The organism is Streptomyces mabaensis (assembly GCF_053763515.1).
The window spans coordinates 162,066-176,142 of record NZ_JBSOPZ010000008.1; the positions used below are offsets into that span (position 1 = coordinate 162,066).

Sequence of the window (14,077 nt, forward strand, 5' to 3'; positions counted from 1 at the left end):
CAGTAACCGTTCATACGGGACGGCCAAATCCTCCGCAGATCGCCGAAGGCCCCATGCCCCCCACGCTTGCCTCCCTCGTCCACCACTCCGCGCTCAAACTCACCGTGCGCGCGGGTGAGGACCGGCTGGAGACGCCCGTGCGCTGGGCCCATGTCAGCGAACTGGCCGACCCCGTCCCGTACATGGAGGGCGGCGAGCTGCTCCTGATCACGGCGATGAAACTGGACGCCGAGAATCCGGAAGCGATGCACCGCTATGTACGGCGGCTGGTCGGCGCCGGCGTCGTCGGACTCGGCTTCGCGGTGGGGGTGTACTACGAGGACATCCCGCAGGCACTCGTGGACGCGGCCCGGGAGGCGGACCTCCCGCTGCTCGAAGTGCCGCAGCGCACGCCCTTCCTCGCGATCAGCAAGGCCGTCTCGGCCGCCAACGCCGCCGACCAGTACCGGGCCGTCACCGCCGGCTTCGAGGCCCAGCGCGAACTCACCCGGGCGGCGCTCTCCACCGACGGCCCCGCCGAACTCCTCGCCCGGCTCGCCGCGCACGTCCACGGCTGGGCCGCGCTGTACGACGCCTCCGGCGCCGTCGTCGCGGCCGCACCGGACTGGGCCGCGCGCCGGGCCGCCCGGCTCACCGCCGATGTCGAACGCCTCCGGGAGCGGCCCGCCCCCGCGAGCGCCGTCGTCGGCGGCTCCGAGGACCGCGTCGAGCTCCAGTCGCTCGGCACGGGACGGCGGGCGCGCGGCGCACTGGCCGTCGGCACGGGCGCCCCGCTCGGCACCGCCGAGCGCTACGCCGTGCACTCGGCGGTCGCCCTACTCACCCTGGGCACCGAACGCTCCCGCTCGCTCCAGGACGCGGAGACCCGCCTCGGCGCGGCGGTCCTGAAGATGCTGCTGGCCGGCGAACCGGACCACGCGCGGGCCGTCGCCGGCGACCTGTACGGCGCGCTGCTCGACGCCCCCTTCCGGCTGATCATCGCCGAAGCGGTGGCCACCGGCGACGAACCCCCGGCCGAACCCGCCCCCGGCGCGCTGGCGACGCTGGCCGACGCGCTGGAGGCCGCTGCGGCCCGGGCCGGCGAATCCCTCCTGCTCGTCCCTGAGGGCGCACGGCTCATCGTGCTGGCGGCCGACGGCGGCGCGGCGGTCACGGCGTGCGCCGAGCACGCCGACGCGGTGGAGGCCCGCCGCGGGGCGGCCTCGCGGCCGCACGAGCCGGCCGAACCCGACGAACTCGTGGTCGGCCTCTCCGCCCCGGCCGGCCCGATCGCCGCGGCAGCCGCGTACAAGCAGGCGGACCAGGCCCTGGCCGTGGCCCGCCGCCGGGGCCGCACGCTGGTCGAGCACGAGGAGGTGGCGGCCGGCTCGGTCCTGCCGCTGCTCGCCGACGACGCGGTGCGGGCGTTCGCCGACGGGATGCTCAGGGCCCTGCACGAGCACGACGCGACCGGCCGCGGCGACCTGGTGGCCTCCCTCCGCGCGTGGCTCTCGCGCCACGGGCAGTGGGACGCGGCGGCGGCGGACCTGGGCGTCCATCGCCATACGCTGCGCTACCGGATGCGCCGGGTGGAGGAGATCCTGGGCCGCTCCCTGGACGACCCGGACGTCCGGATGGAACTCTGGCTGGCCCTGAAGGCCACGACCCCCGCCTAACCCGCCCCGCGGCGCGGGACAGCTTTCCCCGAAACCGGGGCCAAGCCCCCGGGCCCCTGCAACGCGCCTGCGGGGCGGCGCGGATTCGAAACCGTGGGCGAGCGCCCCCTCCCCCCCGAAACGCGCCCGCTCCGCGGCGCGGGAAAGCTTCCCCTCCCCGCCCCTTCCCGAAACCGGGGGCAAGCCCCCGGGCCCCCCGGAAGCGCCCGCTGCGCGGCGCGGACGGGCGTTCGGCCCCTCCGGCCGGAACACCTGCGCGGACGGCGGGAGGGTGACGGGGTTGGAGGGAGGGGTGTTCGGGACGTAAGAGCGTGATTTGTGGCGCAGGGCGCCGGGCACGGTTGGCGACCCCGCCGAACGCGCCGTAAATCATGCAGTCCCGGACGCCCCTCCCGGAGGCCGCGGCGCCCGGCGGTCACCACGGCCCCGGATCCCGGGCCACCCCGCGCCCGGCACCCGCGCACCGCCCCGACCCCGGGGCAACCCCGCGCCCGGCCGCCGCGCACCGCCCCGCGCCCGCCACCGACAAACCGGCAGACGCACCGCGCAGACCACTCCACCCCGGACAAACGCCAATCCGCGCGTCCGCCCCTACCGTGGTGGCGACAGGACCCACACGGCACACCCAATCTTCGGAAGGGCCGGGAATCACAGTGACTTCCACCCACGCGTTCTGGCTCGCCGGCCGCCAGGCCACCGGCGAGGACAGCTTCGACGTCACCTCCCCCTGGGACGGCCGAGTCGTCGGCAAGGTCAGCGTCCCGACCGAGGCACAGGTCGAGGAGGCCGTCGCCGCCGCGCACGCCGTCACGGCCGAGTTCGCCGCCACCCCGGCCCACGTCCGCGCCGCCGCCCTGGACCACGTGTCGCGCCGGCTCACCGAGCGCACCGAGGAGATCGCCCAGCTGATCTCCGCCGAGAACGGCAAGCCGATCAAGTGGGCGCGCGGCGAGGTCGGCCGCGCGGTGTCCGTGTTCCGCTTCGCCGCGGAAGAGGCCCGCCGCTTCAACGGCGGCGAGGCCCAGCGCCTCGACACCGACGCCGGCGGCGTCGGCCGCCTCGCGCTGACCCGCCGCTTCCCCAAGGGCCCCGTCCTCGGCATCGCGCCGTTCAACTTCCCGCTGAACCTGTGCGCCCACAAGGTCGCCCCGGCCATCGCCGTCGGCGCGCCGATCATCCTCAAGCCGGCCCCGGCCACGCCCCTCTCCGGTCTCATCCTCGGCGACCTGCTCGCCGAGACCGACCTCCCGGCCGGCTCCTGGTCCGTGCTCCCCGTCGCCAACGACCGGATGCCGGCCCTGGTCAAGGACGAGCGGCTGCCGGTCATCTCGTTCACCGGTTCCGAGAAGGTCGGCTACGCGATCATGGACTCGGTGCCGCGCAAGCACTGCACCCTGGAGCTCGGCGGCAACGGCGCGGCCGTCGTCCTGGCCGACTTCGCCTCCGAGGCCGACCTCGACTGGGCGGCGACCCGTATCGCCACCTTCTCGAACTACCAGGGCGGCCAGTCCTGCATCTCCGTCCAGCGAGTGATCGCCGACGCCTCCGTCTACGACCGTCTCGTCCCGAAGGTCGTCGCGGCCGTCGAGGCCCAGGTCACCGGTGACCCGTCCGACGCCACCACCGACGTCGGCCCGCTGGTCAGCGAGGACGCCGCCAAGCGCGTCGAGTCCTGGGTCGACGAGGCCGTGAACGCCGGCGCCCAGCTGCTGACCGGCGGCAAGCGCGACGGCGCGTCCTACGCGCCCACCGTGCTGGCCGACGTCCCGGCCGACGCCACGATCTCCTGCGAGGAGGTCTTCGGACCGGTCCTGACGCTGAAGAAGGTCAACGGCGAGGCCGAGGCGTTCGCCGCGGTCAACGACTCCAAGTACGGCCTGCAGGCAGGCGTGTTCACGCACGACGTGCAGACCGCCTTCCGCGCGCACCGCGCGCTCGAGGTCGGCGGCGTGATCGTCGGCGACGTCCCCTCGTACCGCGCGGACCAGATGCCGTACGGCGGCGCCAAGCTGTCCGGCGTGGGCCGCGAGGGCGTGCGCTTCGCGATGGACGACTACACGTACGAGAGGGTGCTGGTCCTCACCGGACTCGACCTCTGACCTGTACGGCACATCCGTACGGCGGATCCGCCACCACGGACCCGTACGGCCCAAGAACACGGCCGGAGCCCACTGTGCGGGGGCTCCGGCCGTTCGCCGTACCCGCGCGACGTCTGGTGCGAGTTGTGCGAATCGGGTAGAGACTCACAGGTAGCACTGCCCGGTAGCCATCTCCGGCGCCGGCTCCTGACATCGACTCAGCGGCGAGGTGAGCCCCTCATGTCCGCACCATCCGAGACATCCGAGACCTCCGGAACCCCGGAAGACCCCAGGCCCGGGACCCCGGGAACCACCGGGACCCCCCCGGCACGCGGAGCCGCCGGGCACACCGGAACCTCCGGCCCCAAGGTGACCGAGCGTGAAGCCCGGCAGGTGGCCGAGGCCGCCCGCGAGCAGGACTGGCGCAAACCCAGCTTCGCCAAGGAACTCTTCCTGGGCCGCTTCCGCCTGGACCTCATCCACCCCCACCCGATGCCGGCCGGCGAGGACGCGCGGCGCGGCGAGGAGTTCCTCGCCAAGCTCCGCGACTTCTGCGAGACGAAGATCGACGGCGCCAGGATCGAGCGCGAGGCCCGGATCCCCGACGAGACCATCAACGGGATCAAGGAACTCGGCGCGCTCGGCATGAAGATCGACATCAAGTACGGCGGGCTCGGCCTCACCCAGGTGTACTACAACAAGGCCCTCGCCCTCGTCGGCTCGGTCAGCCCCGCCCTGGGCGCGCTCCTCTCGGCCCATCAGTCCATCGGCGTACCGCAGCCGCTCAAGATGTTCGGCACCCAGGAGCAGAAGGACCAGTTCCTGCCGCGCTGCGCCCGGACCGACATCAGCGCCTTCCTGCTCACCGAGCCGGACGTCGGCTCCGACCCGGCGCGCCTCGCCACCAGTGCCGTCCCGGACGGGGACGACTACATCCTCGACGGCGTGAAGCTGTGGACGACGAACGGCGTCGTCGCCGACCTGCTGGTGGTCATGGCCCGCGTCCCCAGGTCCGACGGCCACAAGGGCGGCATCACGGCCTTTGTCGTCGAGGCCGCCTCACCTGGCATCACCGTCGAGAACCGCAACGCGTTCATGGGCCTGCGCGGCCTGGAGAACGGCGTCACCCGCTTCCACCAGGTCCGGGTCCCCGCCGCCAACCGCATCGGACCCGAGGGCGCCGGCCTCAAGATCGCGCTGACCACGCTCAACACCGGCCGCCTCTCGCTGCCCGCGATGTGCGTCGGCTCGGGCAAGTGGTGTCTGAAGATCGCCCGCGAATGGTCGTCCGCCCGCGAGCAGTGGGGCAGGCCGGTCGCCAAGCACGAAGCCGTCGGATCCAAGATCGCCTTCATCGCCGCGACGACGTTCGCGCTGGAAGCGGTCGTTGACCTGTGCTCCCAGATGGCCGACGAGGACCGCAACGACATCCGTATCGAGGCCGCCCTCGCCAAGCTCTACGGCAGCGAGATGGGCTGCCTGATGGCCGACGAACTGGTCCAGATCCGCGGCGGCCGCGGCTTCGAGACCGCCGAATCGCTCGCGGCCCGCGGCGAACGGGCCGTCCCCGCCGAGCAGATCCTGCGCGACCTGCGCATCAACCGCATCTTCGAGGGCTCGACGGAGATCATGCACCTCCTCATCGCCCGCGAGGCCGTGGACGCCCACCTCTCGGTGGCCGGCGACCTCATCGACCCCGACAAGTCCCTCTCCGACAAGGCGAAGGCGGGCGCGAACGCGGCCGGCTTCTACGCCAAGTGGCTGCCGAAGCTGGTCGCCGGGCCGGGCCAACTCCCGCGTACCTACGCCGAGTTCCACCCCACCGAGCACCCCGACCTGTCCACCCACCTCCGGTTCGTCGAGCGCGGCGCCCGCAAGCTGGCCCGCTCCACCTTCTACGCCATGTCGCGCTGGCAGGGCCGGATGGAGACCAAACAGGGCTTCCTGGGCCGGATCGTCGACATCGGCGCGGAACTCTTCGCGATGAGCGCGGCCTGCGTACGGGCCGAACTCCTGCGCAGCACCGGGGACCACGGCCGCGAGGCCTACCAACTCGCGGACGCCTTCTGCCGCCAGTCCCGGATCCGTGTCGACGAACTCTTCGCCCGCCTGTGGACCAACACCGACGACCTCGACCGCAAGGTCGTCGACGGCGTCCTGTCCGGTACGTACACCTGGCTGGAGGAGGGTGTCCTCGACCCGTCGGGAGACGGCCCCTGGATCGCGGACGCGACCCCCGGCCCCTCCAAGCGGGACAACGTCCACCGCCCCATCCGCTGAACCGTGCCGAGCCCGTGGCCGCCGTCCCCGCCCGGGGGCGGCGGCCACGGGCTTCGTGCGCTCCCCCGGCGGCAGTTAGGGTGCATCCGCCACGCATCGAGGGGGAGTCACCATGTCTGCCGCACCGCCGCCGGGCCAGCACCCGCACCCGTACCCCTACGCCGCCCAGCCGCCCGCGCAGCCGTACGGCCCGCCGCACCCGTACGTACAGCCGCAGCCGCAGCCGTACGGCCCGCCCGGCCCGCACCCGGCTTCGCCCTGGGGAGCAGTCCCGCACCCCGCCCCGGTCTGCCGGATCTGCGGCGCGCTGCCGGTGTCCGCGGCGTCCGTGCGCGGGCACCAGGGATTCCTCGTCATCATGCGCTTCCTCAAGGCGGAAGGACCGTTCTGCCGGACGTGCGGCATCGCCACCTACCGCAGGATGACCGCCGACACCCTGATCCAGGGCTGGTGGGGCGCGCTGTCCGCCGTCATCACCCCGTTCACCCTGCTGGCCAACCTCTTCGCCCGCGCGTCCTTCCGTAAACTCCCCCCGCCGCAAGGCGGTTGGCGCCCGCCACTCGACCCCGGCAAGCCGGTACCGCTGCGCCCCCAGGGGCTGCTGTTCCTCATCCCGCTGGCGCTGGTCGCCGCCACGGTGACCACGCTGCTGACGCTCGGCGTGGTGGGCGCCGCGTCGGCGCCGGCACGGTTCACGGTGGGCGACTGCGTACGCAACGACGCCGACTGGCCCGACCAGGACCTCGAACCCGTCGGCTGCGACGCGTCGGGGGAGCGCTACGAAGTCACCGAGTACACGGATTGCGGCCCCACCGACTACCTGATGCGCCTGGAGTACAGCGCGGACGGGGCGACGTCGTACTGCCTCAAGCGGCTCGGGTGAGGCGGCTGTGATCATCTTCGGCCGCCTGCTCGCCATCGGCCTCCTGACCGGCGCGCCCGTCGCCTGGCTCTTCGAACCGCGCGGCGACAACTCCGAGCATCTGCGACTGTCCGCGCTCATCGGCATGCTGGCCGGCCAGTTGTTCATGGTCCCCCTCGCTCTCGTCGCGGGCGGCCTCTGGATCCGCCTCTCCGGTCGCCCGAAACCGGGACCGCCTGGACTCCCGCTCGCCGGACTGCTGGCCGCGCTGGGCATGTCCGTCCTGGCGGCGGCCCACGGTCTGCTCGACTGGGTCCCGCGCGTGCGAAGAGCGGCGCGAACGCGAAGCGGTCGCACCCCGGGTACGGCGTGAAAAACACCCTCCCGCTGCTCCTGCGGTATACGCCGGGCCCCGTCATCCCCACCCTGCTCACGCGCCTCGACGACCACCAGCGCCACGAACTGCTGCGCCGGTCGGCACCGCTGCCGCACGTCGTGGAGTACGTACTGGCCGACGGGACCCCCGCCGACCGGACCGCCCTCGCGAGCAACCCCGCCACGGACCGCGCCGTACTGCGGCGGCTGATGGACCGCGGGGAGTACGAGGTCGACCGAGAGGTGTTCAAGCACCGCCGGACGACCGGCGCCATGCGCAGAGAGCTCGCCCCCGCCGCACACGAGCAGCCGCTCGGACCGCGGGAGCTGATCGGCCTGCTCCGAGGCCATCAGCGGGTGCGGGCCGCGCTGCACATCCTGGACCGGCCGCACACCCTCGACCTCGAATTGCTGGTCCAGGAACACCGTCGCGAGCCCTTGCCGCCCGGCGCCGCCGAGGCGCTGGTCCTCAGCGGCGACTGCCCGCGCGAGGTGGTGCTCGCGCTCCTCGACACCCGGGGCACGCGGACGTACGGCCGCTGGTGGTACCGCCCTGCCCAACGTGCCCTCCGCGTCGGCACGGTCACCCCCGCCGAGCTCGTCCGGCACACCGCCCCCGCCCACCGCACCCTGCTGCTCCCCACGGTCGAGGTGGGCAAGGGCTTCCGCTGGAACGTGGCCGAGCGCGCCGCCGTACGGTCCGAGATCCGGCGCCTGCTGCACCCCGTTCTGCGCGACCGCACCGAGGACTTGGCCGCACTCGCCCGGCGTGCCCACGACTTCGACGGCACCCTTCCCGAGCTGGTCGCGGGAGCCCCCGCGACCGCGCGCGGCGGCTGCGTCGCAGGGCTGGAAGCCGCGATACTCGACGTCTTTCCAGCCCGCCCGGACGCCCAGCCGGAGGTCCGCCCGTCCCCGGACCGGCGCGCCAGGGCCGCTGCACTCAAGATGCTCTCCGCGCTCGATACCCACCGAAACAGCTACTGGCGGCAGATCCGCTGGCTCGGAGACTCACTGGCAAGCGGACTGATCACCGGAGAGGACCTGGTGCAGCACGGCGCCCCTGCCCGCCACGCGCTCGACCCCACGTATCTGTTCGATCACCTCGACCGCTTCGAACTGCCCGCGGCCGAAGCCGTCGCAGCCGCCCACGCCCGTGCCACCACCCTCACCCGCGCCGCCCTCGGCGACGACCCCGACGCCTGGTGGGCGGTGGCGCGCACCCTGCCGCACTTCCCCGGCACCCTCCCCGACCTCCTCGCCGCACCCTCCCGCCGCCGCACCGAAGGGGGCGCCCTGTCCACCCCTTGAACAGGTGCGGCCACAATGGAGGGCATGAGCGACAGTCCAGCCCCCCTCGCCGACCCGCACCTCACCTTCGACGCCGCCGAAGGCCGCCGGGACATCGTCGTCCTCGGCTCCACCGGGTCCATCGGCACCCAGGCCATCGACCTGGTGCTGCGCAACCCCGCCCGCTTCCGGGTCACCGGGCTCTCGGCCGCCGGCGGCCGGGTCGGACTGCTCGCCGAGCAGGCCCGGCAGCTGCGCGTACGCACGGTCGCGGTCGCCCGCGAGGACGTCGTCCCGGCGCTGCGGGAGGCGCTGAAGGCCCAGTACGGAAGCGAACCCGTACCCGAGATCCTGGCCGGCCCGGACGCCGCCACCGCACTCGCCGCGAGCGACTGCCACACCGTACTGAACGGCATCACCGGCTCCATCGGCCTCGCCCCCACCCTCGCCGCCCTCGAAGCCGGCCGCACCCTCGCCCTCGCCAACAAGGAGTCGCTCATCGTCGGCGGCCCGCTGGTCAAGGCCCTCGCCAAGCCCGGCCAGATCATCCCCGTCGACTCCGAGCACGCCGCGCTCTTCCAGGCCCTCGCCGCCGGCACCCGCGCCGACGTACGCAAGCTCGTCGTCACCGCCTCCGGCGGCCCCTTCCGCGGCCGTACGAAGGCCGAACTGGCACACGTCACCCCCGACGACGCCCTCGCGCACCCCACCTGGGCGATGGGCCCCGTGATCACGGTCAACTCGGCGACCCTGGTCAACAAGGGGCTGGAGGTCATCGAGGCGCACCTCCTCTACGACATCCCGTTCGAGCGAATCGAAGTCGTCGTCCACCCCCAGTCGTATGTCCACTCGATGGTGGAGTTCACCGACGGCTCGACACTCGCGCAGGCCACCCCGCCCGACATGCGCGGCCCGATCGCCATCGGCCTCGGCTGGCCGGAAAGGGTCCCCGACGCGGCCCCCGCCTTCGACTGGTCGAAGGCGTCGACCTGGGAGTTCTTCCCGCTCGACCAGGCAGCCTTCCCGTCCGTGGGACTCGCCCGGCACGTGGGTAGCCTGGGTGGCACCGCTCCCGCGGTGTTCAATGCGGCGAACGAGGAATGCGTGGACGCTTTTCTCGCCGGGCGGCTGCCGTTCAACGGAATCGTGGATACGGTCGCCGCAGTGGTCGCGGACCACGGCACTCCCCGGACGGGAACTTCACTCACCGTCGCGGACGTCCTGGAAGCAGAGACCTGGGCACGGGCCAGGGCCCGTGAACTGGCAGCGAAGGCAACAGCGGAGGCTCGCGCATGACGATTCTGATGACGGTGCTGGGCATAGTCGTCTTCGCCATCGGCCTGCTCTTCTCCATCGCATGGCACGAGCTGGGACACCTGTCGACGGCCAAGCTCTTCGGCATCCGCGTGCCGCAGTACATGGTGGGCTTCGGGCCGACCCTCTGGTCGCGGCACAAGGGTGAGACGGAGTACGGGATCAAGGCGATCCCGATGGGCGGCTACATCCGCATGATCGGGATGTTCCCGCCCGGCGACGACGGCAAGATCTCCGCCCGCTCGACCTCGCCCTGGCGCTCGATGATCGAGGACGCACGCTCGGCCGCGTTCGAAGAGCTGAGGCCCGGGGACGAGACCCGGCTCTTCTACACGCGCAAGCCGTGGAAGCGCGTGATCGTCATGTTCGCGGGCCCGTTCATGAACCTGGTCCTCGCGGTGGCCATCTTCCTCGGCGTGATGATGACCTTCGGCATCAACACCCAGACCACCACCGTCGGCAAGGTCTCCGACTGCGTCATCCAGCAGAGCCAGAACCGCGACACCTGCAAGCCGACCGACCAGCCCGCCCCCGCCAAGGCGGCCGGCCTCAAGGCGGGCGACAAGATCGTCGCGTTCAACGGAGACCGCACCCAGGACTGGGGCACGCTGCAGCAGCACATCCGCGACACCGTCGGCCCCGCCACCATCACCGTCGAACGCGGCGGGCAGCAGCTGGAGCTCAAGGCCACCCTCATCCCGAACCAGGTCAGCAAGACCGACGGCGAGGGCGGCTACGTCGACGGCGAGTACGTCGTCGCCGGCTTCCTCGGCTTCAGCCCGGCCAGCGGCATCGTCGAGCAGTCCTTCGGCCAGTCCGTGGACCGCATGGGCGACATGATGCAGACCGGCGTCGAGTCACTGATAGCGCTCCCGTCCAAGGTCCCCGACCTGTGGGACGCGGCCTTCGGCGACGGCGAGCGCAAGCAGGACTCCCCGATGGGCGTGGTGGGCGCGGCCCGGGTCAGCGGCGACATCGTCAACCTGGACATCCCGCCGGAGAACCAGGTCGCGATGTTCCTGTTCCTGGTCGCGGGCTTCAACCTCTCGCTGTTCCTCTTCAACATGCTCCCGTTGCTCCCGCTGGACGGCGGCCACATCGCGGGAGCCCTGTGGGAGTCCGTACGCCGCAACCTGGCCCGCCTCTTCAAACGCCCGGACCCGGGCCCGTTCGACGTGGCGAAGCTGATGCCGGTGGCCTATGTGGTGGCGGGAATCTTCGTCTGCTTCACCCTCCTGGTCCTCATCGCTGATGTCGTCAACCCCGTGCGGATCTCCTGACAGCCCGCCCTGCACCTCGGTCGGGCACCTTCGTGCCCGGCCGCCCACACGTGGGTGGACTTTCAAGGCGGGGTGCACAGCGCCTGTGCGCCGTGCCGTAACCTCGGAGGCTGGAGCCCGCCGATCCGGGACCTTGATCCATAGTTGGAGTTGCACAGCGATATGACTGCAATTTCTCTCGGAATGCCGTCCGTTCCGACGAAGCTCGCCGACCGAAGGGTCAGCCGTAAGATCCAGGTCGGCACCGTGGCCGTCGGCGGGGACGCGCCCGTGTCGGTGCAGTCGATGACCACCACCAGGACCTCCGACATCGGCGCCACGCTCCAGCAGATCGCCGAGCTGACGGCGTCGGGCTGCCAGATCGTACGGGTCGCCTGCCCGACCCAGGACGATGCGGACGCGCTCGCCACCATCGCCCGGAAGTCCCAGATCCCGGTGATCGCGGACATCCACTTCCAGCCGAAGTACGTCTTCGCGGCGATCGACGCGGGCTGCGCGGCGGTCCGGGTGAACCCGGGCAACATCAAGCAGTTCGACGACAAGGTCAAGGAGATCGCCAAGGCGGCCTCCGCGACCGGCACCCCGATCCGGATCGGCGTCAACGCGGGCTCGCTGGACGCGCGGCTGCTGCAGAAGTACGGCAAGGCGACGCCCGAGGCGCTGGTGGAGTCGGCGCTGTGGGAGGCCTCGCTCTTCGAGGAGCACGGCTTCCGCGACATCAAGATCTCGGTCAAGCACAACGACCCGGTCGTGATGGTCAACGCCTACCGGCAGCTCGCCGCCCAGTGCGACTACCCGCTGCACCTCGGCGTGACCGAGGCCGGTCCCGCCTTCCAGGGCACCATCAAGTCGGCCGTCGCCTTCGGCGCGCTGCTGAGCGAGGGCATCGGCGACACCATCCGCGTCTCGCTGTCCGCTCCGCCCGCGGAGGAGGTCAAGGTCGGCATCCAGATCCTGGAGTCGCTGAACCTGCGCCAGCGCCGGCTGGAGATCGTTTCCTGTCCGTCCTGCGGCCGCGCCCAGGTCGATGTCTACAAGCTCGCCGACCAGGTCTCCGCCGGCCTGGAGGGCATGGAGGTACCGCTGCGCGTCGCCGTCATGGGCTGCGTCGTCAACGGTCCCGGCGAGGCCCGCGAGGCCGACCTCGGCGTCGCCTCCGGCAACGGCAAGGGCCAGATCTTCGTGAAGGGCGAGGTCATCAAGACCGTCCCCGAGTCGAAGATCGTCGAGACGCTCATCGAAGAGGCGATGAAGATCGCCGAGCAGATGGAGAAGGACGGGATCATGTCAGGGGAGCCTGAGGTCTCGGTCAGCTGATCCCCGCCCACGCTCGCCGGCCCCGTTCCCGCAGCTGCGCGGGGGCGGGGCCGTCCGCTGTCTTCCGCACGGGCTCCTGACCGGGGGCGGCGGTCCGAAGCGACGCCGGGTACAGTGCGGAGATCAGCAGAACCGCATGGTGAGGCCCCCGCAACGTGTTGATGCAGACCACTACCCGGGTCCTCGAGCCGGGTGATCTCGACGCCGCGCTCGGGGTACTGGACCGCGAGCCGGTCGCCAACGCGTTCGTCGCTTCCCGGGTCCAGGTCGCCGGTCTCGACCCGTGGCGGCTCGGCGGCGAGATGTGGGGCTGGTACGCGGACGGGGAGCTGCGCTCGCTCTGCTATGCCGGGGCCAATCTGGTGCCGATCTGCGCGACCCCCGAAGCGGTACGGGCGTTCGCCGACCGGGCGCGCAGGAGCGGCCGCCGCTGCTCGTCGATAGTCGGCCCCGTCGAGGCGACCGAGGCGCTGTGGAGGCTTCTCGAACCGACCTGGGGCCCGGCCCGTGACGTGCGGCCCAACCAGCCGCTGATGATCACCGAGCAGCCGGCGAGCCAGGTGGTGCCGGATCCGCTCGTCCGCCGGATCCGCAAGGACGAGATGGACGTGATCATGCCGGCGTGCGTGGCGATGTTCACCGAGGAGGTGGGTGTCTCGCCGCTCGCGGGCGACGGCGGTCTGCTCTACCAGGCGCGGGTGGCCGAACTGGTCGGCGCGGGGCGGTCGTTCGCCCGTATCGAGGACGGCAGGGTCCTTTTCAAGGCCGAGATCGGGGCGGCCACCACGCAGGCCTGTCAGATCCAGGGCGTCTGGGTGGACCCGGAGTTCCGGGGCCGGGGCCTGTCGGAGACGGGCATGGCCGCCGTGCTGCGCTATGCGCTGGCGGATGTGGCGCCCGTGGTCAGCCTGTACGTGAACGACTTCAACACGGTGGCGAGGGCGGCCTATCGCCGCGTCGGTTTTCGTGAGGTCGGGGCCTTCATGAGCGTGCTGTTCTGAGGGGTAGTCTCCCGGGCATGCTGGATTCTCCCGGGGAAGCCCGGATCCCCGACGATGTTGTGGTCGCTCCGCTCGACCTCGCCACGCGTGTGGACGAGGCGCTGGCCGTGCAGGCGCTCGCCTTCGGTCTCAGTGCGGACGAGATGGGGGTGCGCCGGCACATCGTGCTGCGGCATCTGACCAGCCGGGGAGCCCGCGCACGGGGCGCGACGACCGCCGACGGGCGGCTGGTGGGTTTCGTGTACGGGATGCCGAACGACCGTACGCACTGGTGGTCCACGGTCGTCGAGCCGTATCTGCGCAACGCGGGGCTGGACGACTGGCTGGACGACGCGTTCGTCATCACCGAGCTGCATGTGCATCCGGATTTCCAGGGCCGCGGCATCGGCCGGGAGCTGATCACCGACATCACCGACACCGCCGAGCTGCCGCGCTCGATCCTGTCCGCGATCGACATCGAGAGCCCGGCCCGCGGCCTCTACCGCGCGCTGGGCTACACCGACCTCGCGCGGCAGGTCCACTTCCCGAGTGCCCCGCAGCCGTACGCGGTGATGGGAGCGCCGCTGCCGCTGCGCCGCCGGTAGGTCCTGCGACCTAACCGATTTCCGCCCGCCGGTCGGCCCCG

General features: G+C 71.9%; 11 protein-coding genes. All 11 read left to right on the top strand.

Going from position 1 to position 14,077, the window contains the following annotated elements:
* Positions 1 to 53: 53 nt before the first annotated feature.
* The 11 genes from ACWV17_RS09600 (at position 54) to ACWV17_RS09650 (ending at position 14,036) form a co-directional block, all read left to right on the top strand.
* Positions 54 to 1,655 carry a PucR family transcriptional regulator gene (locus ACWV17_RS09600; protein WP_455359297.1) on the top strand — a complete coding sequence of 534 codons (1,602 nt, stop codon included), beginning with the start codon at positions 54 to 56 and terminating at the stop codon, positions 1,653 to 1,655.
* A 653-nt stretch (positions 1,656 to 2,308) separates the two neighbouring features.
* Positions 2,309 to 3,754, top strand: a complete 1,446-nt coding sequence (locus ACWV17_RS09605; RefSeq protein WP_455359298.1) for an aldehyde dehydrogenase family protein — start codon at positions 2,309 to 2,311, stop codon at positions 3,752 to 3,754.
* A gap of 348 nt (positions 3,755 to 4,102) precedes the next feature.
* A complete protein-coding gene (locus tag ACWV17_RS09610) occupies positions 4,103 to 6,013 on the top strand; it encodes an acyl-CoA dehydrogenase family protein (RefSeq protein ID WP_455359299.1) in 1,911 nt (636 codons plus the stop codon).
* Between the two features lie 112 nt (positions 6,014 to 6,125).
* Positions 6,126 to 6,896 carry an LppU/SCO3897 family protein gene (locus tag ACWV17_RS09615; RefSeq protein WP_455359300.1) on the top strand — a complete coding sequence of 257 codons (771 nt, stop codon included), beginning with the start codon at positions 6,126 to 6,128 and terminating at the stop codon, positions 6,894 to 6,896.
* Positions 6,897 to 6,903: 7 nt separating this feature from the next.
* Entirely contained in the window at positions 6,904 to 7,248 is a 345-nt protein-coding gene (locus ACWV17_RS09620; RefSeq protein WP_455359301.1) for a hypothetical protein, read from the top strand.
* Positions 7,245 to 8,561 (top strand): hypothetical protein, encoded by a 1,317-nt coding sequence (locus ACWV17_RS09625; protein ID WP_455359302.1) that lies wholly within the window; start codon positions 7,245 to 7,247, stop codon positions 8,559 to 8,561. Before ACWV17_RS09620 ends, ACWV17_RS09625 begins: the two co-directional genes overlap by 4 nt.
* Positions 8,562 to 8,585: 24 nt before the next feature.
* Positions 8,586 to 9,836 carry a 1-deoxy-D-xylulose-5-phosphate reductoisomerase gene (gene dxr / locus ACWV17_RS09630; protein ID WP_455359303.1) on the top strand — a complete coding sequence of 417 codons (1,251 nt, stop codon included), beginning with the start codon at positions 8,586 to 8,588 and terminating at the stop codon, positions 9,834 to 9,836.
* Positions 9,833 to 11,134: a M50 family metallopeptidase gene (locus ACWV17_RS09635; RefSeq protein WP_455355663.1), complete on the top strand. Its 1,302-nt coding sequence runs from the start codon at positions 9,833 to 9,835 to the stop codon at positions 11,132 to 11,134. Before dxr ends, ACWV17_RS09635 begins: the two co-directional genes overlap by 4 nt.
* Positions 11,135 to 11,296: 162 nt before the next feature.
* A complete protein-coding gene (gene ispG, locus ACWV17_RS09640) occupies positions 11,297 to 12,451 on the top strand; it encodes a flavodoxin-dependent (E)-4-hydroxy-3-methylbut-2-enyl-diphosphate synthase (protein ID WP_455355664.1) in 1,155 nt (384 codons plus the stop codon).
* A 161-nt stretch (positions 12,452 to 12,612) separates the two neighbouring features.
* Entirely contained in the window at positions 12,613 to 13,452 is an 840-nt protein-coding gene (locus tag ACWV17_RS09645) for a GNAT family N-acetyltransferase (protein ID WP_455355665.1), read from the top strand.
* A gap of 17 nt (positions 13,453 to 13,469) precedes the next feature.
* A complete protein-coding gene (locus ACWV17_RS09650; RefSeq protein ID WP_455359304.1) occupies positions 13,470 to 14,036 on the top strand; it encodes a GNAT family N-acetyltransferase in 567 nt (188 codons plus the stop codon).
* Positions 14,037 to 14,077 lie beyond the last annotated feature (41 nt).

What these genes read in the sequence shown, in the direction of transcription:
- ACWV17_RS09600 (WP_455359297.1), top strand. Translation starts at nt 54, where the DNA reads ATGCCCCCCACGCTTGCCTCCCTCGTCCACCACTCCGCGCTCAAACTC.
- ACWV17_RS09635 (WP_455355663.1), top strand. Translation starts at nt 9,833, where the DNA reads ATGACGATTCTGATGACGGTGCTGGGCATAGTCGTCTTCGCCATCGGC.
- ACWV17_RS09645 (WP_455355665.1), top strand. Translation starts at nt 12,613, where the DNA reads ATGCAGACCACTACCCGGGTCCTCGAGCCGGGTGATCTCGACGCCGCG.
- ACWV17_RS09615 (WP_455359300.1), top strand. Translation starts at nt 6,126, where the DNA reads ATGTCTGCCGCACCGCCGCCGGGCCAGCACCCGCACCCGTACCCCTAC.
- ispG (WP_455355664.1), top strand. Translation starts at nt 11,297, where the DNA reads ATGACTGCAATTTCTCTCGGAATGCCGTCCGTTCCGACGAAGCTCGCC.
- ACWV17_RS09650 (WP_455359304.1), top strand. Translation starts at nt 13,470, where the DNA reads ATGCTGGATTCTCCCGGGGAAGCCCGGATCCCCGACGATGTTGTGGTC.
- dxr (WP_455359303.1), top strand. Translation starts at nt 8,586, where the DNA reads ATGAGCGACAGTCCAGCCCCCCTCGCCGACCCGCACCTCACCTTCGAC.